Genomic DNA, 23,207 nt, shown 5'->3' with positions numbered 1-23,207 from the left:
GCGGCTGCTGCGCACGAGCAGTGCTTCGCATTTGCGGGTCTTACATGTACATCATTCGCCCAGCGATAAACGCCGTGATCCAGTAGAAAACAATCGTCGCGATCACGATTACGACGATGTAGGGCACCGCCTTTTCAGCAGGAACCTTCATCATCACCGGTAGCCCGAGCCAGAAGAGATACAGGCTGTAGAGTCCGCCAATCAGGGCAAGAATCCACAGTGCCGGGATGATATAGAAGATTCCCGCTACCCATCCGGCGGTTGCACTGTAGGCCGAGAGCTTGATTGCCTGATTCATGTCCTGCGTGGCGCCGAACTGCGGCGCCAGGGCGTTGATCACCCAGGCGAGCACGAACACACTGATCACGGCGAGAACGAACGCGACTATCGCCTGTGAAAGCGCAGTTCCGACCGGGACCCGGAAAATTCCTCCGAGCCCAAAGACCGAGACGCCGATGAACCGTGCAATTGGCCCGATCGCGGCGAGTGGAAGCACATAACCAAGCAACAGCTCGCGGACATTCAGCGGCTCCGCATCGATCACGGGCCACTCCTGCTTCGGCGTCATCAGAATCGCCTTTGCGCGCGCGACGAGATTCATTGTGTCCTCTGGCGAGGGTTGGGGACTTGGGGTCACACTCGCCAGAGAAGGTAACGCTTCCGGGCTATTGTGCCACGCACGATCCTCCGACCGCGTTCACCGTGGGCGGCATCCGGAACTCACACGTGGACGCAAGGTTGTACTTCCTGTTGTACGCCTGCTCAGCCTTTGCGACCTCGTCGAGCTTGCGGAAGAGCGCGACTGAGTCGGTGGTCTTCGCGCAGTACGGCAGGTAATACCGCGGGCCCCCGCAGGCGCGCGACCCGACGGGCGCTGCTCTGCAATCGCCACTCGCTGTGCATCCGGCAGTCTTTGCGAGCGTCTTCGCCTCGGCCTCGATCTTCTCGATGGCTGTCCAGTCGCTCTGCTGATTTGCCGGCACGCCGGTGTTCGACCCCGGCGGATTCGTTCCAGTGGCAGAATCGGCCGGCGTTACGGCGCGTTGACTGCACGCAGTCAAGACCGCGAATAGAGCGGCTGCGGCCCAGGTCGTTCGATTAAACATGTTCGGCTCCCCGCGTAAAGTTCACACTTACCAGGCGGTCCTACCGCGATTTGCTGGCCACGCAGCCGAGAGCCGTGGCAAGGGCCCTGCGTCGTAGCCATCGCCCCGCTGCGGCTACTATTATTAGCGTCGATTCCACGCAATCCGACCCTAGAGATGGCCACAAAGACCCTTCCAGATCGAAAGACATCCCCCCGAACGTCCGCCGGCCTCGGCTCGGCCGAGCTCGTCGCGGCCTATCGGAACATGCTCCTGTCCCGGCGGATTGACGACAAGGAAGTCCAGCTCAAACGGCAGAACAAGATCTTCTTCCAGATTTCGGGCGCCGGCCACGAGGCAGTTCTGACGGCGGCCGGAATGATTTTGAAGCCGGGTTACGACTGGTTCTACCCGTATTATCGCGATCGCGCCCTGTGCCTGATGCTTGGTGTGACTCCAGCCGAGATGCTCTACTCCGCAGTCGGCGCGGCAAAGGACCCGGCATCCGGCGGGCGGCAGATGCCGAGCCACTGGGGCCACAAGGACCTCAATATCGTTTCGGCGTCGTCTCCCACTGGCACCCAGTTCCTGCAGGCTGTTGGCTCTGGCGAAGCGACTCTCCGCGCGAAGCTGATCGGGATCAGCGAAGGGTTCAAGGAAGACGAGATCGTCCTCGTAACGACAGGGGAAGGCCAGACGAGCGAGGGCGAGTTCTGGGAATCGCTGAACACGGCGACGAACCTCTCATTGCCGGTTCTGTATCTCGTCGAAGACAACGGCTACGCCATCTCCGTTCCCGTGGAAGTCAACACCGCCGGCGGCAGCATCTCGCGCCTGGTGCGCTCCTTTCCAAACCTCCTCGTCGAGGAAGTCGACGGGTGCGACCTGCTGGCGAGCCACGAGGTGATGTCGCGTGCGGTCGCGCACGTGCGCGCGCGGAAGGGAGCGGCTCTCGTTCACGCGAAAGTCATTCGTCCCTACTCGCACTCACTCTCCGACGACGAAACGATGTACCGCCCTCCGGCGGAGCGGGAGGCAGACGCAGCACGCGATCCCGTTACCGTATTTCCGAGATGGCTGGTCGCAGAGGGACACGCGACCGACGAGCAGATCAAGCAGATCCAGGAAGAGGTCGACGCGATAGTCCTCGCCGCAACCGATGACGCACTCGCGCAACCGCAGCCCGCCGCGGACACAGTGTACTACGGTGTCTACTCACCGGATGTGGATCCGACCGGAGAACAGTTCGATACGGAGGACGATCCGAAGTTCACCGGCGAGCCGACTACGATGGTCGACCTTCTGAACACATGCATGAAGGACGAGATGCGCCGCGACGAGAGGATTCTCGTCTTCGGACAGGACGTCGCCGACGTATCACGCGACAAGTACCTGGGCCAGGTGAAGGGAAAAGGCGGCGTCTTCAAGGTGACGTGGGGACTGCAGAAGGAATTCGGCGGCGCTCGCGTCTACAACTCACCGCTCGCAGAGGCCAACATCGTCGGACGCGCGATCGGTCTCGCGATCCGCGGGTTCAAGCCGGTAGTCGAGGTGCAGTTCTTCGATTACATCTGGCCCGCGTACATGCAGCTGCGCGACGAGCTGGCGACGATGCGCTGGCGCTCGAACAACAACTTTTCAGCGGCTGTCGTCGTGCGCACGACGTACGGCGGGTATATCCGGGGCGCGATCTATCACTCACAGACCGGCGCGACATTGTTCACGCACTGTCCCGGACTGAGAGTGGTTTGTCCCGCGACCGCGCTGGACGCCAACGGGCTCCTGCGCACCGCAATCCGCTGCGACGATCCCGTGATCTTCCTCGAGCACAAGCATCTCTATAGACAGACCTATAACAAGAGCCCGAATCCCGGGCCGAACTTCATGATTCCGTTCGGCAAGGCGAAAATCGTACGCGAAGGAACCGATCTGACTCTCGTGACTTATGGCGCGACGCTGCAGCGCGCGCTCACGGCGGCTAACGCAGTGGCGGACGAGGGAATTTCCGTCGAGGTAATCGACCTCCGCACTTTGAGCCCGTGGGACAAGCAGGCGGTGTTCGGGTCGGTGAAGAAGACGTCGCGCGTCATAGTGGCTTACGAGGACTCCCTCTCGTGGGGCTACGGCGCCGAGATCGCGGCCGCGATCGCCCAGGAATGTTTTGCGTGGCTCGACGCTCCCGTCGGCCGCGTTGCGTCAACCGATACGTTCGTGGGCTATGCGCCGCAGCTCGAGGACGCGATCCTGCCGCAGGTCGAGGACTTCAAGACGGCCTACAGGGAGATCGCGAAGTACTAGCTCCCACGGCCGTTAACCCCCTGATTCCCTCTCTGGTCTTGCCGGTCTCATAGTTCGTGCCCCCTGCAGCGGCTGAGTGGCCGGCTGAAAGCGACTCACCTCTCAAAGCCACGCAGAAGTGATTTGCTTGCTATAAGCGCGGGCGCGCCACATGTTCCAATCCGCGTAGTCAAAACTTTTATTGCAGCCCTCGAGGCCCTACATGTCGCGCATGCATCTCACACCGTTGACGATGCTGCTCGTCGCCTCGGTCGCCGCTCTCGCTGGAGCACAGGCCCCAGCCGCCCCCGCAACACCAGCCGACTCGGTCGTTCCCGATTCTCTCAAGCCCAAAAAAACCGGGAGATTCGGCGGCCTCATGAACAAGGCGAAGGCAGTCGCCGGCAACAAAACCGTGCAGGCTGCTGCGAAGGCTGCGGGCACTGATGCCGTGAAGGGCGCAGCAATTGGTGTTGCGTGCACCGTCGTGCCCGGAGCAGCAGTTGCGTCTGCCGTGACGGGTCAGGGACCATGCGCCAACAGCGGCATCATGGGTATGCTCTCGGGCCAGGGCGTTGGCGGTACAGCTGCGGCGATGGCGACCGGCGCTGCGTCTACTGCCGCGGCGGGTGCGGCCGCAAAGGCGATGGGACAAGGCGGAATAGCCGGCGCTGCTGCGCGCGGTGCAATGGGCGCGATTGGCGGCGGTGGACTGTCGAACGCCGCAGCGACAGCCGCAGCAATGAAAATGATCAAGGGCGGCGGCGGAAGTGGAGTATCGGACGCAGCTACCGCCGCCGCTGCGATGAAGATGATGCAAATGAACGGCTTGTCCAACGCCGCAGCCGCGGCTGCGATGAAGGACGCGGGAATGTCCGGCGCCAACATGGCGGCGGCGATGAAAATGATGCAGGGCAACGGCGCCGAGATGGCGGCGGCGATGAAGATCATGCAGGGAATGGCCGGCAGTGGCGGCCCGGCTGCGATGGCAGGCGCCGCGACTCCGGTCGCAGCACCCGCCGCTCCGGTCGCAGTGCTCTGGACCAATTATGACTTCGTTCCCGGCGAGAGAGTGATCTATTACGCCGACTTTACAGAGGATAAGGTTGGCAACTTCCCGACGCGCCTTCAGTTCGTCGAAGGAAACATGGAAGTCGCCGAGCTCGGCGGCCGGCGCACTTTGCGCGCGACGAGCCAGAGCAAGCTCACGATACCGCTACCGGAAGTTCTGCCGCAGCGGTTCACCATCGAGATCGACGTCATCAACCGGCCATCGCTCGACGGAGCGGGTTTTCATCTTCGCGGCAGCGTAGGGCGCATCGATGACGCAGGCACGTCGGTAATCGGCTGGGGAAGCGACGGAGTAGCATTGCGTGGCGGTGGCGGCGGCGAGGTCAAGCTCACCAACAACGAGCCGAGCAGACTCCGTTACCGTGGGAAGCCGGCACAGCTCCGCATCCTCGGCGACGGCAAATACGTGAAGGTCTATCTCGACGAGAAGCGGCTGGCCAATGTGCCCAACGCCAACTTCGAGAGATCGAAGGTCCTGCATCTCGTCATCGATGCACGGAGCGACGAGAACCCCGCCTACGTCGGGCGAATCCGCGTTGCCGAAAGCCGCAAGTCCATCTATGACGATCTCATGGCTGCCGGTCACACCGCAACGCAGGGACTGCTCTTCGATACGGGCAGCGACAGGCTGCGTCCGGAGTCGACGCCGACACTGAAGCTGATTGCGGCGATGCTCGAGCAGCACCCGGAGCTGAAGCTGCGAATCGAAGGTCACACCGATAATGTTGGCGCGAAGGACGCGAATCGCACGTTGAGCGACAAGCGCGCAGCGGCAGTGAAGACTGCTCTTGTGAAAGAGTACCGAGTGAATGCCGGGCGGCTCGAGTCAAAGGGATTCGGTGATTCGAAACCCGTCGGCGGCAACGACACCGCTGAAGGTCGCTCGAACAACCGGCGCGTCGAGCTCGTGAAGATCTAGACTAGCGGCTGCGTCGGCGGCGCGGGCTCTTCGGCCCGTGCCCGCCGGCGCTTTTTGCGTCGCGAGTTTCCCGACGCTTGGTGCCGGCAGGGCCAGCGCGTTCGCTGCCGCTATGGCCCGCCCGTCGGGCTGCTTTCGCCGCGGCTCTCGACCGTTCCTCTTTCTTCCGCGCACGGATGCCGGCGATTCGCTCGCTGATGGGAATTTCCAGTCGCCCCGCTGGACGGGCATTGTAGTCGAACTCCGGAACGGTGACTCGCGGAAGACGGCGTCCAAGCGCACGCTCGATGGTCCGCAGATCGCCCTCCTCGTCCGGCGCGACGAATGTGAACGCTTCACCGGTCATTTCAGCGCGCCCGGTTCTTCCAACGCGGTGGATGTAATCGTCCGCCGCAGGAGGCACGTCGAAATTCACAACGTGACCGAGCGCCTCCACGTCGATTCCGCGAGCGGCGATGTCAGTCGCGACAAGCACCGGGTATCTGCCGCTCTTGAATCCCGCCAGCGCAGCGGTGCGCTGCACCTGAGAGCGATTTCCGTGGATTCTCTCCGCCGCGATGCCGTTCCTGACGAGATTGTCGGCGAGCCGGTTGGCGCGATGCTTGGTGCGGGTGAAGACAAGCGCCTGCTTCAGATCTCCACGCTTCAATAGCGAAAGGAAAAGCGCGGCCTTGAGCTCCTGCGGTACCGGATAAACCGCCTGAGTTATCCCAACCGCGGGCGCCGAAGCGCGCTGGAGATTGATCGTCGCCGGATTCCTGAGCATCTGGCCGGCGAGCCGCGCGATAGGACCCGGTATCGTAGCACTGAAGAAGAGTGTTTGCCGCTTCGGAGGAAGGTGCTTCAGAATCCGCGTAATGTCCGGAAGGAAGCCCATGTCCAGCATGCGGTCGGCCTCGTCGAGAACCAGGTACTCCACCGAATCGAGCCTGGAGTACGGGTACCTGAGGTGATCGAGGAGGCGGCCGGGCGTCGCGACGAGAACATCCATCCCGCTGCGGAATGCGTGCTCCTGCGGCCCCATTCCAACGCCGCCGATAATCGGCCATGCCGTCACCGGTGTGTGCACAGCCAGCGCGTTGAGCTGCTCGACGATCTGCGCCGCGAGCTCGCGCGTCGGCGTGAGCACCAGTGCGCGCGTCTTGCCCCGCGGCCTCGTGACCAGCCTGTTCAGAATCGGAAGAAGAAAGGCGGCGGTCTTACCGCTTCCGGTTGAAGCGCACGCCAGAATGTCCCGCCCTTCCAGCGCCGGCGGAATCGCGTCGGTCTGAATCGGAGTGGGTCGAGTGAATCCGAGCTCCTTGATCCCCTTGAGGAGATTCCGGTCGAGATGAAAAACGGAGAACGCCACTCAGATGATCACCGCTTCATCCATGATCAGCACGTGCGTGCGCTCGAGGTCCAGGTAGTTCGCCTGATCGCCGAGCACGGCGATGCCTTCGGGGGACACGAGCGCCGCCTGGAAGTCCTGCTCGGAGCCGAACCACAGCTCGGCGACGGCATCGCAGGCGGCCGCATTGGCAGCCGGATTGGCGACCGCATGGTTGATCACGTACCGCTCGAGCCCTGGTACCGCCCCAACCATCGGCACGTGCACGTCCCTGCTGTAGAGCTGGAACTCTTCGAAGGTCGTCCCAATGCGTCTGTGGAGAAAAAACATCGTCTTGAACATGCGCCGTCCGGGGTAATGGGTTGAGAGGAAGCGCGATGGTGTGTGCCGGCGTCAGGAAGCAGGCTGTAGCTCGGCCGCTTCACGAGCCTTTGCGGCGGCGCGGAACTGGTTGCGGCGCAACTCGAGCAGCTCCGCGGCGCCGGGCACGCCCATCACGACGCTTTCCATGTTCCGGCACAGGTTGGGATTACCGCGTAACGAGCGAAGCTCCTCGAGAAATGGTTGAATCTTCGCAAAGGTCGCGAGGATCTCGTTGTTGGCAGCCCGAGAAACCACTGTCGTGCTTCGCGGAGCACCGGCTCTCGACGCAGCTCGAACAATTTGAGAATGAGCTGTGCGCTCTCATAGGGAGTTGGCATTGCCGGGCTGATAACCGAAACCACTCAGCTCGGCGACATCGCGAGGTCGGCCAGAAAGCGGAACACCGCGACGCTCAGCGCGACCGCGCCGACTGCGAGAAGCAGGAGAGCGAGCAGGACCGCGACGACGACCCAGCGGTTGGCCCGTTGACTCCGGGACGACCCCACCATGTGACTGTCCAGCAGCGCGACGTTTCGAGTGTTGGCGCGCCAGCCAATGTCGAACAAGTCGCCCAGAATGGGCACCGCACCGACAATCGTGTCGATACCGATATTGACCATCATTCGGACAATCGTCGAGGCCGGTGCACCAAGCCGGGCCGACGCGAGCACTATGTAGCCCGAGAGAGCGGCGCCGGCGATATCGCCAACAACCGGGATGAGTCCGAAAACGGAATCGGCGCCCACGCGAATGCCGGTTCCTGGTATTCGAACGGCCGAGTCGAGCATTCGAGCCAGCGTCCGAACGCTCGCCGCTCGATCGGCGTCAGTGAGTTTGGGGGCCACTGCCAGCTACCTCCCTGAGACGAAAAACGCGGTAGCCCGAAAGCTACCGCGTTTCACGCAATTCCGGCATTTATCGCTTGAAGATGCCGCGCAATTTCTTGGCAGTCGCTTCCTTCGCTCCTTCCTTCACGCCTTCCTTCACTGCCTCGGCAGCGCCTTGCTTCGCGGCTGCGGTAATCGAGTCGGCGTTGAGCGCGGGACCGGAGACGGGCTTGCCGTCCGCGTCGGTCTTACCCGCCGCGATGTTCGCGTCGAGCTTCGGCATCTCGACCATGGCGTAGCCGGCGGGAACCGCGAACGTCGACTTCGGCACATCGATGTTCTTGAAGTTGACCATCTCGCTAGTCACGATGCTCACCGTCTGCTTTCCCTTCTCGTCCGTGGAGACGGTCTTCACGACGGTCTTGACCGGGACGCCAAACTGGACCTTCGCCATCGCCGCGTTCATCTGGCTCTTGTAGTCCGGATTGTTGAACATGTCGAACGATTGTGCCATCTGCCTGCCGCTCGATACGAAGGGGTTCGCCAGATTCTTGAGCGCGGGAGCGAAGTAGTAGTCGGTGGTCGTTTCACTGCGGGACTTCGAGCTCTTTCCGAAGAGCTTCGCGCTCATCGTATAGTTCTCTATCATCCGGTAACGCACCGTCGGATATCCCTGAATCGTCTCACCGGCGCCCAGGTTCTGCGCGTCGATCCTGATGTCGGACATCTCCATTTTGACGAGACCGCCGACAACATTCACGATCTTGCTCATGCCGGCGAGCATGCTGGCCATGTCCCACGCCATGTAGTGCTTATTGCTGGGATCGACGAGGAGCATCTTCTTTCCGCCATCGAGCACGAGGAAGTACGAGCCCTTCCCTCCGAAGACCTCGGAGCCACTGGCGGTGGAAGCCTGGACAATCTCGATGCGGCCCTCATTGCCGGCAAAGGTTCCACGGCCGCGCATCGTGACGGATTCCTTGGCATCGCCCATCTGCGAGCGGACTATGAACTCGTAGGTTGTGCCACCGGCCATCGGTGCCGCGAGCGGCTTTGCGGCGAGAAGGACTGGGAGCGCCGCAAGGACGGCAAGGCGCGACGGTCGCGAGAAGACACTGAGCATCAGATTCTCCTTGTTCCGGCGCACAGGCCGGTGGTTCTGCGGTACTGGGACCGAAGGGTATTTGGGTGCAGGAGCGGTCGATTTTCCGGACCGGAAACATAAGTCCCTGACCGGCTCCGGGAAAGATTTCTTACCAAAAACCTGGATTACCGTTACCGGGCTGCCGTTTCCCGTTTCCCCGGTGCCCGTACCTCGTACCTGCTGGCCGTTACCCGCTAGCCGCCCAGAGGTCGGCCGCTACCCGTTTGCCGCTTGCCGCTTCCAGCTTGCGCTACCCGATTCTCGGCGGTGGCGCGTCGCGAGGAAAGGCAATCGACGCTATCACTGACAGCCCGAGAATGCCCGCGATCACCAGCAGCGAGGCTCCAATGGGAATCTCATACTGGCTGCTTATGAGCATCTTTACCCCCACAAATGTCAGCACCACGGCAAGGCCAAGCTTCAGGTAATGGAAGCGATGGATCACGCCCGCCAGCATGAAAAACAGGGACCGCAGCCCCAGGATCGCGCAGACGTTCGAGGTATAGACGAGGAGCGGGTCCTGGGTGATCGCGAAAATGGCCGGGATCGAGTCAACTGCAAAGATCAGGTCGGTTGTTTCGACCAGCACCAATACTATAAATAGGGGCGTTGCCATGAGGCGGGTCTGGGCGCCTCCGGACCCGCTCACGGTCCGGACCTCCTCGCGGACGAAGAAGTCCTGACCCCGAAAATCGGGGGTCACCGGAAGAAGGCGGCGTACGAGGCGCAGAACAGGATTTGACTCAGGCTCGATGTCCGTCTCGTCCTGCATGGCCATTCTGATCCCCGTGAAGACCAGAAATGCGCCGAACACGTAAAGTATCCAGTGGAATCGCTGGATGAGCAGCGCACCCATCGCGATCATCGCTCCGCGCATCACGAGGGCGCCGATGATTCCCCAGAACAGCACGCGGTGCTGGTACTTTTCCGCGATCCTGAAGTAGGAGAAGATCAGGACGATGACGAAGATGTTGTCGATCGAGAGCGAGTACTCGATGAGGTAGCCCGTCACGAACTCGAGCGCCGCCTGCTTGCCACGAATCCTGTAGATGACCCCGGCGAACCCCAGAGACAGCGTGATCCACACGCCGCTCCAGATCGCGGCTTCCTTCACTGAGATCTTGTGGGCCTTCTTGTTGAAGACGCCGAGGTCTAGAGCCAGAACGGCAAGAACCCCGGCGTTGAACGCGATCCAGAGCGCAGTCTCGCTCACGACCTGGCCGCCCTACGGGTTGTCCTGCTTCGGCGGAGGCGTGTGATCAGCGACGCTCCAGCGCGTCACGGACGTCGAGGAGGATCTCGAAGTAGAGCTGCTCGCGGCGGTAAGCGAAATCGAGCGACGCCATCTGCGACTGGTCGTCGGCAGCTTTCGCGCGCTCGAAGGCCTCACTGTACATCTCATCGAGGTTCGCAAGTATGCGGTCACGTGGTCGGGACATGAGGGTCTCGGGATGTAATGAGGTTGACGGCAGGATGTTGCCGTAGCGATCAATGCCGGCCATCCGCTCGAGTACGGCCTCAGGGTCGCGGTTGTCGAAGATGAACCTTCTTGCCGCGCCAAACGCGAGGCGGCGCGGATTGAACGGGCTCGGCATTTCGTGGAGAGTAAGTAAAGGCTGCTCGCAACGGAAGCGGGCGAGAGATGCTGTCTCTCGCCCGCTGGTGGGTGCTGCTGAAAGTGATTATCGGCCGCCGCCGCTGCCCGTGCCGCCCGTGCCGCCCTTGTTGCGTCTGCCCGCAGCGCCGCGCGGGCTGCCCGACTTACGCGAGCTGCTGGAGCTGCTGGAACTGCCCTTTCTGCTGGTGTCGCCAGAGCTGCCTTGATCGCTCTGTGACCTGTCGCCCCTGTCGCCCCTGTCGCCCTGACCCGGTTCCGACGTGTGCTGAGCTTCGCGATCGTTGTCGCGAGAGAGAGACCGGTTCATGTCGTCGCTCTCGGTGAACTGGCCCGATTCGTCCCGTCTCATGTACCGCTCGTCACCTTCGTGCGGCTCGATGAGCTCCCTTTTTCCTGCCATGCTGCCTCCAAGAATATGTGTACCGAACACGACATTGAGAGGCACGAGGTATGCCATCCGACGTGTGTTCCAGCGGCATGATCATTTGTAAATCAATCTGTAAACAGAGAAGAGCATGCTGGGAGCCGGCAGAATTTTCGGCCGCCAGGTTGCAGCTGACTACACCAGGATAGATGGTTTCTGCGGCCTCACCCGACGCTGTCCTTCGCGGTCGCACCTCCAAGCCGCTTCCTGCACCTCTGCCGGCTCCTGTCTTGTCTTTCTCTGTTTAGACCTTTCTTATCGGTGCGAGGCGATGGAATACCGCTTCGTGGACGACGCGTCCGTTCTTGAGATGCTCGACTACGATCCGCTCCAGTAAGTCGAATGTGACGTTGCCGTACCATACGCCTTCGGGATAAACCACCACGATCGGCCCTCCTGCACAGACGCCGAGGCACGGCGTCTCGCCACGCTTCACGCGCGTGGGCCCGAAGAGAAGATCCTCCCGCTCCAGGAGCTCGGCGAGGTGCGCGTACAGTGCGCGGCCGCGTCGCTCGGGCGAGCAAAAGCTGCCGGTACATACCAGAACATGGTGGGAATACGGCTCCATGACCGGCTCGCGGATTTCCATCGCCATGTGGGCCAGCTAGCCAGCGCGCGAATCAGTCCGCGGTCGCTTCATTCCGTGCCCGGCAGCTTGTTATCGCCCGGCGGCGCGATGTAGAGATAATCGGTTACAACGCGCCCGCCGATGAGGTGCTCTGTGACAATGCGGCGGGCGCCCGCTTCGTCCACCGCCGCGTACCAGATGTCATCCGGGTAGACGACAACCATCGGCCCATGCCCGCATTGGCTCATGCACCCGGAATGATTCACGCGAACCGCGTCACGAATTCCGGCTGCGGCCACCTCCCTTTTGAGCGTTGCATGCACTTCAGCCGACTTCGCGAGCGGGCACGTTTTTCCACTCGTGCAGACAAAGACGTGATGACGGTACTGGCCCATGGCGTAAGATGAGGCAGTCGTGCTCCGGTTGACAGTCGCGCAAGGCAAGCGTTGTTTGAGAATACGCGCAATAACAGGAGCCATCATGCCGGTAACGACACCGACGCGGGACGATGATCAGTCCATCGCGCAGAAGGGATACACTCACCCCGAAGTACTCGTCAGCACCGAGTGGCTGGCCGCCCACCTCGACGATCCCGGCATCCGAATCATCGAAAGCGACGAGGATGTTCTTCTCTACGACACCGGCCACATTCCCGGCGCGCAGAAGGTCGACTGGCACGAAGACCTGAACGACCCCGTTCTACGTGACTACGTCTCGTCGGAGCAGTTCGAGACGCTGCTCCGGTCGAAAGGAATAGACGAGAGCACTACCGTCATCTTTTACGGCGACAAGAACAACTGGTGGGCAGCTTACGCGTACTGGGTGTTCCAGCTTTTCGGATTCACCAACGCGAAGCTGCTCGACGGCGGCCGCATCAAGTGGGAACAGGAAACGCGTCCGATGACAACGGAAATGCCGAAGTTCGACAACACGGATTACAAGGCGCCTCAGCGGTCGGACGACGAGATTCGCGCATTCTTCCATCAGGTTCGAGAGCACTCGGAACGTGGCAAGCCGCTGGTGGACGTTCGGTCACCCGACGAGTACAGCGGGGCCAAAACGCACATGCCCGACTATCCGCAGGAGGGAACGCTCCGCGGCGGCCATATCGTCGGAGCAAAGAGTGTCCCGTGGGCTCGCGCGGCGAATCCCGACGGAACGTTCAAATCCGCGTTCGAGCTGCGCGCGATCTATGAGAAGGAGCAGGGGCTCCGGCCCAACGACGACGTCATCGCCTACTGCCGCATCGGTGAGCGATCGTCACATACTTGGTTCGTTCTCACGAAGCTCCTCGGCTACGAGAAAGTTCGTAACTATGATGGGAGCTGGACGGAATGGGGCAACGCCGTTCGTGCACCGATCGAGAGGGGCGGTCCAAAGTGACCGGCCCCCCAACGTCCGGCGGGTTCCGCGCCTCAACCGAGGGGCTCCAGGAGGCGGCTGCCAAGGGCAGGCCGTCTCGAGTCCAACTGAAATGGGTGAGCGAACGCAAGTTCGACGTCGGACGTCCTGGCCGACCCGCCGTGCGATTCGACGGAGACGGGATGACCGGGCCAAGCCCGGTGGACGGTCTGCTGGCTTCGCTGGCGTCGTGCACCGCTGTTGACGTGGTCGACATACTGGCCAAACGGAGAACGCCAGTGGAGTCGCTCGAGATAGATGTCGTGGCGAACAGAGTGAACACGATTCCCCGCCGTCTGGAGCACGTGATGATGTCCTACCGGATCGGAGGGACGGGTATTGAGCGAGTGCACGCCGAGCGTGCGGTGGAGCTTGCAGTCACGAAGTACTGCTCGGTGAGGGATTCGCTGCGTCCCGATGTCCCGGTTGAGTGGACGGTAGAGCTGGCATCAGAGTCGGAATGATCCTGCGATCGGCGGGGTGCGGGCCGTGAACTACGTTCGGCTCCTCCTCGCGCTGGTGTTATTCGCTGTCTCGCTGCTCGCTGTTTTGCCTGCCCCGACCTATCTGGGATGGCAGCTGTCCATCGGCGTCACGGAGTGGGGGCATGTGCTGGCGCTGATCGCCGCCTTGATCCTCCTCTTGCCGGGATGGTGGAAGACCCTTCCGGGCAGGCTTTCCGCAGTCCTCGCATTAATCGCCGTTGCGCTGGCGCTCTCACCGCTTCTCCGCGCTTCGCCGATCGCGGAAACTCTTCCCGGTCAGCTGATTTCCGCGTTCGGAGGCAGGAACCCGAGGCAGACGCAGGACGCGCCGGCGCGGACAACGCCGTTCGTACACCGTGAGCTGTTCACTGGCGTTCGCTCGCCTTCGGTTCGCGTCGACACAATGACCTATGTGCGGCGGAATGGAAAGCCGCTGGGTCTCGATCTTTATCGGCCGACGAGACAAGCAGGTGATCTTCTGCCGCTCGTGGTCATGATTCACGGCGGATCATGGCGGGGCGGGTCGCGGGCTGATCTCCGCGAGCTGAATCGCTACCTCGCAGCGCATGGCTACGCGGTAGCGGCCGTGAGCTATCGCTTTGCGCCCCAGTTTCCCCATCCCGCTGCGAGCGAGGACGTAAGGAGCGCAATCCAGTTCCTGAAATCGAATGCGGCCCGCTTTGGGGTCGATGCGAGCAGAATAGCCCTCGTTGGCCGCTCAGCCGGCGGGCAGCTCGCGCTCCTGGCGGCGTACACGGCGAGGGATCCGGCAATTCGCGGAGCGGCCGCGCTCTACGCTCCGTCGGACCAGGTGTTCGGCTACGAGAATCCTTCGAATCCGCGGGTTCTCAACAGCACGGAGATTCTTGAAGCGTATCTCGCCGGGAATCCGCGCACGAAGCCGGAGGCGTACCGGACAGCGTCTCCAATCAATTTCGTTTCAGCCTCGACGGTGCCGACACTGCTGATACACGGTGAAAAGGACGAGCTCGTGTGGGTGCGACAGAGCGAGCGCCTCGCTGCGAAGCTGGCGGCCGCGAATCGGCCGCACTTCCTTCTGCGGCTCCCGTGGGCAACGCACGGGTGCGATTACAACTTCAACGGGCCATGCGGCCAGTTGAGTACGTACGCGATTGAGAATTTTCTTGGGGAGGTCATGCGGTAACAGTTTATTGCGTACTGCACTGCGGACTGCGGAAGCGCGCTGCGGACTGCGGTACTACGACACTGCGGACTACGGACTAAACTGCGGACTGCGGTACTACGCTGCGGACTGCGGATCAAACTGCGGGCCGCGGAACTGGTCGGCTTCCTCGTTCTGCCTGCGAGGTTTCGCTTTCTTCGGCGTGTTTCCGAACCGACCAGCCTGTGTCAAGACGATACCTTCCGCATAATGGCAAATGCGGACGGCCTGGCGGAACATTGGATTCGGGATCCCCTGTCGAGAATGAGAGTGTATCAGCTTTACACCGAGCTGATTCAGCTCGCCTGGAATGATTGCGAGACGCTGAAACATCATCGTGTCACGGAAAAAGTTGCGGGACAGCTTTATGCTGCTGTTGGTTCGATTGGGGCCAATCTCGGGGAGGGTTATTCGCGTAGCTCAGGCCGCGACCACGTCCGATTTTACGAATATGCGCTAGGCTCCGCCCGCGAGAGCATGGTTTGGTACGACGCATCAGTGGCCGTCCTCGGCGATGAAATCGTAAAGGCACGGGCACGAGCGCTCGAAGAGATCCGCCGGCTCCTCCTGGCAATCATCCCGCGAGAGCGCGATCGCTTGATCCGCCCGAGGTCCGCCGCCAGGCCCTAAACTTCGCCGCCGGCGGCTTCCGCAGTTTGTAACTGATCCTTAGTCCGCAGTCCGCAGCGTAGTACCGCAGTCCGCAGAGTAGTACCGCAGTCCGCAGTTTAGTCCGCAGTCCGCAGTGTAGTACCGCAGTCCGCAGTGCACTTCCGCAGCTACCAGATTTTCACCCGCTCGGAAGGTGGGATGTACATCTCAGGTCGTCGACGGTATAACGCGGCATTGCGATCGCCATACCCATATCTTACTTCCTCCGCCCCGCGGGAGTCCACTCGGCATTGGTCACATTGCCGAGGAGAATGCGCCAAGGCGTTATCGGATAATCGGCAGTGGAAGCCCAATCGCACGACCGGTGGCCTCCGCAGTCCATCCGCAGTGGTCTGCTAGCGTCTTTTCCTCGTCCTGGCAGTCTGACTGTAGTCCACCAGCTTCTTCTCCGATTCTCCCAGCTCTCCGCGGAGCTTCGCGTAGCTCTCGAATCTCTCGCGTGAAACCTCGCCCGACTCGACCGCCGCCGTAACGGCACAACCCGGCTCAGCCAGGTGCGTGCAGTCGTTGAAGCGACACTTGCCGACATACGGCCTGAGCTCCGGGAAGCACTTGTCGAGGTCCTCCGACGGCATTCCCCACATCCCTACTTCGCGGAGGCCGGGCGTATCGACGACGTGCCCCGAGTGGGGCAACGGATGCAGGACAGCGCCGACGGTCGTATGCCGGCCCTTGTTCACCGACTCGCTGATCTCACCGACCCGCAAATTCAAGCCGGGATACATCGAGTTCATCAGCGACGACTTTCCGACGCCCGAAGGCCCGCTCAGCACCGACGTTCGTCCCGCGAGCGCGTCGTGAAGCTCGTCGAGTCCCACGCCCTGCTTCACGCTCGTGAAGTGAACCGGATATCCAGCGCGGCCATAGTCGGCGAAGCGCTTTTCCGTTTCAGCACGATTCACCAGCTCGATCTTGTTGATCACCACCCGCGCGTGAAGATCGTTTCCCTCGGCTATCACGAGAAACCGGTCGAGCATCCGGACGTGAGGCTCGGGATTCGCGGCTGCGAACACCACCACGACCTGGTCTATGTTCGCGGCGACAATCCGCTCGCCGCGGCCTTCGCCGGGCAACCGCCGCGCGAGCTGCGACCGCCGCGGCAGAATCTCGGAGATCGCCCAGCTTGCATCGGCGTCGCGCTCGACGACCACATCGTCGCCAACAGCCAGCTTGAGGATGTCGTTCCGTTCTTTCTTCAGTCGCCCCCGAAGAGAGGCGTCGAGTGTCTCGCCCTTGCCCGTTCGGACCTGCCAGATTCCCCCAGTCCCTTTCATCACGACGCCGGTCTCGCGCGATCGTCTCGGAGCGCCGGTCACACGTCGCCTTCGCCGCGCATCGCATCCCACCACCTGACGTCATCAGGAGTGCGATCCGACTCGATTGCCGCCCGCTCTGCGATGAGTAGATCGAGCAGGCTTCGCACTTCGCTCAGCTTCATCGCCCCGAGCTCGGCGAGCGCCGCGGCTTCCGTCGTACCGTACGCCAGATAATCGGTCTCGAGATGCCCCGCAGCGACGGGGTCTCCTTCACGCCACTTCACGAAGAGGAGGTACGCGGCGAATGGTCTCTCGCTCTCGCCGGTCTGGTCGGCGAGAATCTCCACGCTGTACGACGCGCCATCCTTCCCCTCGAACGCCGCGGGCCTGGCGTGTACCGCCATGTAACCACCAATGGTGTTGGCGTCGCCAAGCGAATGATCGGCGGGAAGGAACTGGCCCATGCTAAGTGCGGTTCCGCCCGACCATCTCCTTCAGGACGTTTCCGGTGATGAATGCGACGTTCGCCGGCCGTTCCGCGAGGCGCCGCATGAGATAGGGATACCACTGCGTCCCGAATGGAACGTAGACACGCATTCTGTACCCTTCGCGCACGAGCTTTTCCTGCAGATCACGGCGCACACCATAGAGCATCTGGAACTCGAAGCGGCTCGAATCGACCTGATTGTCGCGCGCGAATCGTTTCGTCTCGCGCACCATGCGCTCATCGTGAGTTGCAATGCCGGGGTAGTTGCCGTCCAGCAGCAGCGCGCGCATGCAGCGGAGATAGGAGTCGTCGACGTCGGCCTTGTCGGGGTACGCAACCGAAACGGGCTCCTTGTACGCCCCCTTGCAAAGCCGGACGCGCGCGCCGGCGGTGTTTGCCTCCTGCGCGTCCTGAAACGCCCGATAGAGATAGCTCTGCAGAACGATTCCGACATTTCCCCTGAACGACGGGAAGAGCCGCTCATGGAAGATGTCGAGGGTTTTTTGCGTGTAGTCGCTACCCTCCATGTCGATGCGAACGAAGGTCTCATTCTTCCGCGCGCACTCGAGGATGTCCTGCATGTTCGCAATGCAGAGGTCTTCGGCAAGGTCGAGCCCCATCGCCGTTAGCTTCACCGATACGTTGGCGTCGAGCCGGGTCTCCCTGATTCGATCGAGCATTCGGATGTACTGGCGCGCGGATTCACGAGCTTCCTTCTCGTTTCGAACGCTTTCTCCGAGGAGGTCGAGAGAGGCGGTGATTCCCTTGTCGTTGAGCTTCTTCACCGCGGCGAGTGCACTGTCCAGCGTCTCGCCGGCAACGAAGCGTGAGGCGAAGCCCTTTGCCATTCGGTTGTGCCGGACGAAGCTGAATACTTTGGGTTGACTGGACAGGTAGAGCAGGGCGTTGCGAAGCATCTATTCGACTTTTGGCTGACGGGGTGCAGGCTGGGGGTCGCTCATCACCCTGAGCACGGGGTAGGCACCCCCGGAACGGAATGCGTCGTCGTAGAGGTTCCAGGTGACGAGCCCGTCATCGCTCAAGGGTTCGAGCAGGTAGATTATAATCGAACCCAAGGGTTGGCGCGTCGGTACTATGTACGAGCCAGACCGCAGCTCGCGCCGCTCACTCATCCAGCGCCCTGCGACACGAAGCTCGCGATGCCCCTGAAACGGCCGCGAGGACGCAATCGCGCTATCGGCGACGAAAGTCTCGGCGACTGCCAGCCGAGTCGCGGCAAGGGAATCAACCCTGACGCCGTGCAATCTCAGGAGCCGCACCGCCTGTGTATCGCCCGGTGCCAGCACGTATGCCAAAGGTGGCGGCGCAAAAAGCGTGGGACGGAAACGGTCGTACACCGGCATCCGGACAGCTGTGAACCGGCCCGTTCGCCGGCGCCCCCTCGGAACTCCAGGTTCCGTGCGGCTCGAATCCCCGAGGCGCTCGATCGCTTCGGCGATGACCTCGACCGAATCCGGCCGCGCGAGTGGAGCTGAGCGAATGGGGACCGAGGCCGTCATCCGGCCCGGTTGGTTCCACTCGGCCGCCCGACTGGTAGCAACCGCTGTGAGCTTGCGGACGGTGTCGGAATTCTGAGCGATGAGTGTGAGAATCTCCTGCACGAACGCGTATGTCGAGGCGACGCGACGCGCGAAGGGATCGTGCGAATACGCTTCGCTCAGGAGCGCGATGCGTCCGCGCAACCCGTAATAGTTGGTTCCGTAGCGCGGGCGCGGATCGAACGTCGCCCATCCCTTGGACAGAGTGTCGTCGGAGATGAAGTCGCCGTAGTCGAAAGTCGCGAAGCCGTGGCGCTGCTGCATTCGCGTTCTGAGAGCAGGAAGCACGAAATCCCGCGTGAAAGCACCCAACGGCGACGCGGGGTTGAGCGGCGGCGCGTACGTCAGGGCGTAGCCGTGATAGCTGCCGTTGGTCGTGTGAAGATCGACGAAGACGTGCGGATCCCAGGCATTGAACAGCGCCAGAGCGCCGCGCGTCTCAGGCGCCTCGGCTTTTACATAATCCCGATTGAGATCGAGCCCCTGACCGTTTGCGCGCTGGCCAACCATCTCGGGCCCGTTCTGAGAGCCGCGGTTTCTCTCCTGCGGCGCGAGCTTCTCGTTTCCGTCCGCGTTGTAGATCGGGACAGCGATCAGAATTATCGAGTCGAGAACGTTGGGACGCGTGGACGTCAGATTGCGAACCAGCGCCAGCAGCGCCTCCTTTCCTTCCACTTCTCCCGCGTGGATGTTGCCCTGCACGTAGACTATCGGCCGCCCGAGGCGGCGAGCCTCATCCGGCGTGGACACGCGCGGTCGCGATGCAACCACGTACGGTATGTCGCGGCCCTCTGTCGATTTGCCGAGCGATCCGAATGAGAGCTCGGTGCGGCCGCGGAGCGCATCGAGAAACGCAATGACGTCGGCGTAGCGTGACGTCTCCTGATAGCTCGTAAGCTCGGCCCGTGTGCGCGGGCCGGCTGTCAACGGCACTGCGTTGGCTGTCGCGACTCGTCCCGGATTCGCCCTCGTGCTGCCGGACATGCAACCTGCGACCAGCATCGCTACCGGAGTGATCGCCCAGCTCAGCTTCACGACGGCGCATGAAACGTGTCGTTGCGACGCGCCATCCCAACGAGCAGGTCGGCCGGTGCGAAGCGGCCCGGAAATCGGTCGTTCAGCTCCTCGAGCTGGCGGACCACTTCCGGAAGTCCGAGCGAATCCATGTAGCGGAACGGTCCCCCTCGGAACGGCGGAAATCCAAATCCGAACACTGCGCCGACATCGCCGTCGCGCGGAGAGCGGATCACGCCTTCGTCGAGACACCTCGCCGCCTCGTTCAGCATCGGCAGAACAGTCCGCTGTTGAATCTCCGAAGCCGCGAAGTCGGAGCGCACGCCAGGCGCGGCGCCGCTCGATGGAGGGACCTCCCGGGCGGCTGGGGTGAGCAGCGAATACACCGACTGGTCCACCTCACCCTTTTTCCCCTCTTCGTCATAGAGATAGAAGCCCTTCTTCGACTTTCGTCCGTATCGTCCCGAGCCGACGACTGCCCCCACCGATTGCGACGGCGCGAAGCGCTCGCCGAACGCATCATGCATGATCTTCCCCGCCTTCGACGCAACGTCGAGTCCCACTTCATCGACGAGCGTTATAGGCCCGACAGGAAATCCGAAATCCACGAGCGCGCGATCGACGACTTCAATGGATGCTCCCTGGTCGAGCAACCGCGCGGCCTCGTTGATGTAGGGAGTCAGAATGCGATTGACGAAGAATCCGGGGCCGTCGTTCACGACGATCACAGTCTTACCGAGTTTTTTTCCGAACGCTACTGCGCTCGCGGTCACGTCACGGTCCGTCTGCGGCGCGTTGATCACCTCGAGCAGCGGCATCTTGTGCACGGGCGAGAAGAAGTGCATCCCGAGCACCTGACCGGGCCGCGACGAAGCAGTCGCGATCTCCTCGATGGGGATGGTGCTCGTATTCGAGGCGAAGATCGCCTCGGGCCGCAGTACCATTTCCACTTCGCGCAGGACCTCGTGCTTGACGTTCAGATCCTCGAACACCGCCTCGATCACGAGGTCGACACTGGGAAAGCCCGAGTAGTCGATGGTGCCGCCCACGAGCGACATCATGTCGGCGAATTCGACTCGCGTAATCTGCTTGCGCGTGAGCCGCTCCTTGAGAACGTCGCGCACCGCGGCGAGCCCTTTCGCTACGCGTCCGTGATCGGCGTCGCGCATGCGCACCAGTGTCCCCTGCTGCACCGCGATCGACGCGATGCCCGAGCCCATGAAGCCCGCGCCGAGAATGCCGAGCTTTTCGACAGGCTTCACGGCCGGCGGTGACTGGCCCGGTGAGGTTCCCACACCGGGATCCTTCTTCAACGCCGTCGTCGCGTAAAACAGATAGATGAGCTCCTTCGACACGGCGGTCGCCGCCATCTCTCCAAACAGACGCGACTCCTCGCGGTACCCCTGCCCGGGCCCGCCGCTGTAGCCGGCGGCAACGGCATCGATTGCCGCGAGCGGCGCCGGATAATGACCGTGCGTCTTCTTGAGGGTCTCCTCACGCGCTTTCTTCAGGACTATCCTGCGGCCCGCGGGATTCTCATCGAGCAGTATTCCCGTGACGCCTCCGCGATGCCGCTGGTGCTTCCTTCGTCCTTCGGCGATTTCTCTCGCGCGCTTGACTGCGATGTCGCGCAGGATAGCCGGATGAACCAGCTCGTCGATCAGTCCGGTCTGAAACGCCTTTTTTGCGCGAACGTTCTTGCCGGTGAGGATCATGTCGAGCGCCGCGCGCACCCCGATCAGCCGCGGCAGCCGCTGCGTTCCGCCGGCGCCGGGGATCAGCCCGAGCTGAACTTCAGGAAGCGCGAGGACTGTCTTCGGATGATCGGTGGCGATGCGGTATGCGGCTGCGAGCGCGAACTCGAGTGCGCCGCCGAGGCACGCGCCGTGAATCGCGCAGACGAGAGGCGTGCGCATCCTCTCGACGGAGTCGAGAAGCAGCTGTCCGTCGTGGCTCATCCGCTCGGCGTCCGCGGCAGTCTTCAGCTCGAGAAATTCACCTATGTCGGCGCCCGCGATGAAGGTGTCGCGCTTTCCGCTGAGCAGCACCGCAGCGTGAATGTTGAGGTCGCGCTCGAGGCGGTCGAATAGTGCGACGAACTCTTCCTTTACGGCGCGATTGAATTTGTTGACTGGCTCGTTGGGCAGGTCGATCGAGATTACTGCTACGCCATCCTGAATCTCGGTGGTCAGCGCGTAGGGCGATGTCATCCGTCTCCCCGCTCGAGGACCATCGCGAACCCCATTCCACCCGCGGCGCACACAGTCATCAGTCCGAATTGTCCATCGCGCCGCTCGAGCTCGTTCAACAGCGTGACCGTTATGCGTGAGCCCGTAGCACCGAACGGGTGCCCGATTGCAATCGATCCGCCCATCACGTTGAGGCGCGCCTGGTCAATCGCGCCGACCGGCTCCGAGAAGCCCGCGCGCTCCGCCCACCATTTCGACTCGAAGCCTCGAAGATTCGACAGCACCTGCGCCGCGAATGCTTCGTGCATCTCCACGAGGTCGATGTCCCTCAGCGTCAGTCCCGCGCGGGCAAGAGCAACGGGCGCTGCAAGGACGGGAGCCTGAAGAAGCTGCTCCCCCGGGTCGAGCGCAGCGTATGCGTACGATCGGATGAAGCCGAGGGGCCGGTATCCCATCGCGTGCGCCTTCTCCTCGCTCATCAGAAGTACGCACGCTCCGCCGTCGGTGAGCGGCGATGAATTCCCCGCCGTCACCGTTCCGTACCTCTTGTCGAATACCGGTTTCAGCTGGGAAAGCTGCTCGTAGCTCGTGTCGGACCGAATTCCATTGTCCGATGACACGACGCTCTCGAAGCCGGGCGGAACGTAGACCGCCATGATCTCGCGCGTGAGCCGACTGTCCGCAGTGCCTGCCGCCGCCAGTCGATGCGACCGCAGCGCAAACTGATCCTGCTCCTCGCGCGGGATCTGATTGATCTTCGCCATCTTCTCTGCCGACTGCCCCATGGTCTCGCCGGTGGATGGCTCGGCGATCGCCGGCGTGATCGGAACGAGATCGCGCGGGCGGATTGCGGCCAGGGCCTTCACACGCCCGCCCAGACTCTTCGCTTTCGACGCCTTCACGAGGGCTTCGGCGAATCCCTGCGAATGCAGGATCGGGACATTGGAGAGCGATTCTGCTCCCCCGGCGATTGCGACGTCGACGTGACCAAGCGCGATCTGGTCGGCCGCATCGGTGATTGCCTGGTTTGCCGAAGCGCACGCGCGGCTGACGCTGAACGCCTGCACGCCCTTGGGCAACAGCGGCATGAGTGCGATCTCGCGCGCGATGTTCGGGGCCACGACCGACGGAACGACAGTCCCGAATACGAGGGCCTGCACCTCTTTTCCACTCAGGTTCGACCGCTGGATCAGCTCGGCGACACAGAGCTTGCCCAGGTCTATCGCAGAGATGGATTTAAATGCCGTTCCCGCCCTCGTAAACGGGGTTCGCACCCCCGCCACGATGGCAACACGTCGTCCGTTTCCGAAGCTCGACATTACTCCGCAAGTTAGA

General features: G+C 62.3%; 24 protein-coding genes. 6 read left to right on the top strand and 18 right to left on the bottom strand.

Features of this window, described 5'->3' with window-relative positions; all coding sequences use genetic code 11:
- Positions 1-40: 40 nt before the first annotated feature.
- Positions 41-601 carry a Yip1 family protein gene (locus VES88_11915; protein HYN82203.1) on the bottom strand — a complete coding sequence of 187 codons (561 nt, stop codon included), beginning with the start codon at positions 599-601 and terminating at the stop codon, positions 41-43.
- 64 nt (positions 602-665) lie between these two features.
- Complete coding sequence (locus VES88_11910; GenBank protein HYN82202.1) at positions 666-1,106, bottom strand: hypothetical protein; 441 nt, start codon at positions 1,104-1,106, stop codon at positions 666-668.
- Positions 1,107-1,262: 156 nt separating this feature from the next.
- On the opposite strand from VES88_11910, the gene VES88_11905 reads away from it, so the two are divergent.
- Positions 1,263-3,383 carry a dehydrogenase E1 component subunit alpha/beta gene (locus VES88_11905; protein HYN82201.1) on the top strand — a complete coding sequence of 707 codons (2,121 nt, stop codon included), beginning with the start codon at positions 1,263-1,265 and terminating at the stop codon, positions 3,381-3,383.
- Positions 3,384-3,585: 202 nt separating this feature from the next.
- Positions 3,586-5,352, top strand: coding sequence for an OmpA family protein (locus tag VES88_11900; protein ID HYN82200.1), 1,767 nt, complete (start codon positions 3,586-3,588; stop codon positions 5,350-5,352).
- A gap of 1 nt (position 5,353) precedes the next feature.
- Here VES88_11900 and VES88_11895 read toward each other — a convergent pair whose 3' ends face one another.
- From VES88_11895 to VES88_11850, 10 genes are all read right to left on the bottom strand, one after another.
- Positions 5,354-6,703 (bottom strand): DEAD/DEAH box helicase, encoded by a 1,350-nt coding sequence (locus tag VES88_11895; GenBank protein HYN82199.1) that lies wholly within the window; start codon positions 6,701-6,703, stop codon positions 5,354-5,356.
- Complete coding sequence (locus tag VES88_11890) at positions 6,704-7,024, bottom strand: EthD family reductase (GenBank protein ID HYN82198.1); 321 nt, start codon at positions 7,022-7,024, stop codon at positions 6,704-6,706.
- Positions 7,025-7,075: 51 nt separating this feature from the next.
- The gene (locus VES88_11885; GenBank protein HYN82197.1) at positions 7,076-7,300 is read right to left on the bottom strand and encodes a hypothetical protein; all 225 of its coding nucleotides are present in this window, start codon (positions 7,298-7,300) and stop codon (positions 7,076-7,078) included.
- A gap of 107 nt (positions 7,301-7,407) precedes the next feature.
- The gene (locus VES88_11880; GenBank protein ID HYN82196.1) at positions 7,408-7,890 is read right to left on the bottom strand and encodes a DUF4112 domain-containing protein; all 483 of its coding nucleotides are present in this window, start codon (positions 7,888-7,890) and stop codon (positions 7,408-7,410) included.
- A gap of 70 nt (positions 7,891-7,960) precedes the next feature.
- A complete protein-coding gene (locus tag VES88_11875) occupies positions 7,961-8,995 on the bottom strand; it encodes a hypothetical protein (protein HYN82195.1) in 1,035 nt (344 codons plus the stop codon).
- A 271-nt stretch (positions 8,996-9,266) separates the two neighbouring features.
- Positions 9,267-10,229, bottom strand: coding sequence for a TerC family protein (locus VES88_11870; protein HYN82194.1), 963 nt, complete (start codon positions 10,227-10,229; stop codon positions 9,267-9,269).
- A gap of 46 nt (positions 10,230-10,275) precedes the next feature.
- Complete coding sequence (locus VES88_11865) at positions 10,276-10,611, bottom strand: hypothetical protein (protein HYN82193.1); 336 nt, start codon at positions 10,609-10,611, stop codon at positions 10,276-10,278.
- Between the two features lie 87 nt (positions 10,612-10,698).
- Complete coding sequence (locus tag VES88_11860; protein ID HYN82192.1) at positions 10,699-11,091, bottom strand: hypothetical protein; 393 nt, start codon at positions 11,089-11,091, stop codon at positions 10,699-10,701.
- A gap of 211 nt (positions 11,092-11,302) precedes the next feature.
- Positions 11,303-11,653 (bottom strand): (2Fe-2S) ferredoxin domain-containing protein, encoded by a 351-nt coding sequence (locus VES88_11855; GenBank protein HYN82191.1) that lies wholly within the window; start codon positions 11,651-11,653, stop codon positions 11,303-11,305.
- Positions 11,654-11,694: 41 nt separating this feature from the next.
- The gene (locus VES88_11850; protein HYN82190.1) at positions 11,695-12,021 is read right to left on the bottom strand and encodes a (2Fe-2S) ferredoxin domain-containing protein; all 327 of its coding nucleotides are present in this window, start codon (positions 12,019-12,021) and stop codon (positions 11,695-11,697) included.
- Positions 12,022-12,106: 85 nt separating this feature from the next.
- Here VES88_11850 and VES88_11845 point away from each other — a divergent pair, with 85 nt between their 5' ends.
- From VES88_11845 to VES88_11830, 4 genes are all read left to right on the top strand, one after another.
- Positions 12,107-13,009, top strand: coding sequence for a sulfurtransferase (locus VES88_11845; GenBank protein ID HYN82189.1), 903 nt, complete (start codon positions 12,107-12,109; stop codon positions 13,007-13,009).
- 161 nt (positions 13,010-13,170) lie between these two features.
- Entirely contained in the window at positions 13,171-13,491 is a 321-nt protein-coding gene (locus tag VES88_11840; GenBank protein ID HYN82188.1) for an OsmC family protein, read from the top strand.
- Positions 13,492-13,516: 25 nt separating this feature from the next.
- Positions 13,517-14,677, top strand: coding sequence for an alpha/beta hydrolase (locus tag VES88_11835; protein HYN82187.1), 1,161 nt, complete (start codon positions 13,517-13,519; stop codon positions 14,675-14,677).
- 228 nt (positions 14,678-14,905) lie between these two features.
- Positions 14,906-15,325, top strand: coding sequence for a four helix bundle protein (locus VES88_11830; protein HYN82186.1), 420 nt, complete (start codon positions 14,906-14,908; stop codon positions 15,323-15,325).
- A gap of 377 nt (positions 15,326-15,702) precedes the next feature.
- Here the strand turns inward: VES88_11830 and rsgA are convergent, their stop codons facing one another.
- Genes rsgA through fadI form a run of 6 tightly spaced genes read right to left on the bottom strand, consistent with a single transcriptional unit; the run spans position 15,703 to position 23,191 of the window.
- Complete coding sequence (rsgA, locus tag VES88_11825) at positions 15,703-16,683, bottom strand: ribosome small subunit-dependent GTPase A (protein ID HYN82185.1); 981 nt, start codon at positions 16,681-16,683, stop codon at positions 15,703-15,705.
- Positions 16,680-17,087 carry a hypothetical protein gene (locus VES88_11820; GenBank protein HYN82184.1) on the bottom strand — a complete coding sequence of 136 codons (408 nt, stop codon included), beginning with the start codon at positions 17,085-17,087 and terminating at the stop codon, positions 16,680-16,682. Before VES88_11820 ends, rsgA begins: the two co-directional genes overlap by 4 nt.
- A 1-nt stretch (position 17,088) precedes the next feature.
- A complete protein-coding gene (locus tag VES88_11815) occupies positions 17,089-18,027 on the bottom strand; it encodes a proline dehydrogenase family protein (GenBank protein ID HYN82183.1) in 939 nt (312 codons plus the stop codon).
- The gene (locus tag VES88_11810; GenBank protein ID HYN82182.1) at positions 18,028-19,704 is read right to left on the bottom strand and encodes a M14 family metallopeptidase; all 1,677 of its coding nucleotides are present in this window, start codon (positions 19,702-19,704) and stop codon (positions 18,028-18,030) included. It abuts the gene before it with no gap.
- Entirely contained in the window at positions 19,701-21,893 is a 2,193-nt protein-coding gene (fadJ, locus tag VES88_11805) for a fatty acid oxidation complex subunit alpha FadJ (protein HYN82181.1), read from the bottom strand. The genes VES88_11810 and fadJ overlap by 4 nt, the downstream gene beginning before the upstream one ends.
- Positions 21,890-23,191 carry an acetyl-CoA C-acyltransferase FadI gene (fadI, locus tag VES88_11800; protein ID HYN82180.1) on the bottom strand — a complete coding sequence of 434 codons (1,302 nt, stop codon included), beginning with the start codon at positions 23,189-23,191 and terminating at the stop codon, positions 21,890-21,892. Before fadI ends, fadJ begins: the two co-directional genes overlap by 4 nt.
- Between the last annotated feature and the right edge of the window lie 16 nt (positions 23,192-23,207).

The sequence above is a fragment of the Gemmatimonadaceae bacterium genome (genome assembly GCA_035633115.1).
In the GTDB taxonomy this organism is placed as follows: domain Bacteria; phylum Gemmatimonadota; class Gemmatimonadetes; order Gemmatimonadales; family Gemmatimonadaceae; genus UBA4720.
Note: the sequence above shows the minus strand (reverse complement) of the source record. Positions and strands in the feature narration are given on the sequence as shown.

Excerpts from the sequence above, each read along its gene's own strand:
- VES88_11915 (HYN82203.1), bottom strand. The coding sequence starts at position 601 with ATGAATCTCGTCGCGCGCGCAAAGGCGATTCTGATGACGCCGAAGCAG.
- VES88_11910 (HYN82202.1), bottom strand. The coding sequence starts at position 1,106 with ATGTTTAATCGAACGACCTGGGCCGCAGCCGCTCTATTCGCGGTCTTG.
- VES88_11905 (HYN82201.1), top strand. The coding sequence starts at position 1,263 with ATGGCCACAAAGACCCTTCCAGATCGAAAGACATCCCCCCGAACGTCC.
- VES88_11900 (HYN82200.1), top strand. The coding sequence starts at position 3,586 with ATGTCGCGCATGCATCTCACACCGTTGACGATGCTGCTCGTCGCCTCG.
- VES88_11890 (HYN82198.1), bottom strand. The coding sequence starts at position 7,024 with ATGTTCAAGACGATGTTTTTTCTCCACAGACGCATTGGGACGACCTTC.
- VES88_11875 (HYN82195.1), bottom strand. The coding sequence starts at position 8,995 with ATGCTCAGTGTCTTCTCGCGACCGTCGCGCCTTGCCGTCCTTGCGGCG.
- VES88_11865 (HYN82193.1), bottom strand. The coding sequence starts at position 10,611 with ATGCCGAGCCCGTTCAATCCGCGCCGCCTCGCGTTTGGCGCGGCAAGA.
- VES88_11860 (HYN82192.1), bottom strand. The coding sequence starts at position 11,091 with ATGGCATACCTCGTGCCTCTCAATGTCGTGTTCGGTACACATATTCTT.
- VES88_11855 (HYN82191.1), bottom strand. The coding sequence starts at position 11,653 with ATGGCGATGGAAATCCGCGAGCCGGTCATGGAGCCGTATTCCCACCAT.
- VES88_11850 (HYN82190.1), bottom strand. The coding sequence starts at position 12,021 with ATGGGCCAGTACCGTCATCACGTCTTTGTCTGCACGAGTGGAAAAACG.
- VES88_11845 (HYN82189.1), top strand. The coding sequence starts at position 12,107 with ATGCCGGTAACGACACCGACGCGGGACGATGATCAGTCCATCGCGCAG.
- VES88_11840 (HYN82188.1), top strand. The coding sequence starts at position 13,171 with ATGACCGGGCCAAGCCCGGTGGACGGTCTGCTGGCTTCGCTGGCGTCG.
- VES88_11830 (HYN82186.1), top strand. The coding sequence starts at position 14,906 with ATGGCAAATGCGGACGGCCTGGCGGAACATTGGATTCGGGATCCCCTG.
- VES88_11820 (HYN82184.1), bottom strand. The coding sequence starts at position 17,087 with ATGGGCCAGTTCCTTCCCGCCGATCATTCGCTTGGCGACGCCAACACC.
- VES88_11815 (HYN82183.1), bottom strand. The coding sequence starts at position 18,027 with ATGCTTCGCAACGCCCTGCTCTACCTGTCCAGTCAACCCAAAGTATTC.
- fadJ (HYN82181.1), bottom strand. The coding sequence starts at position 21,893 with ATGACATCGCCCTACGCGCTGACCACCGAGATTCAGGATGGCGTAGCA.
- fadI (HYN82180.1), bottom strand. The coding sequence starts at position 23,191 with ATGTCGAGCTTCGGAAACGGACGACGTGTTGCCATCGTGGCGGGGGTG.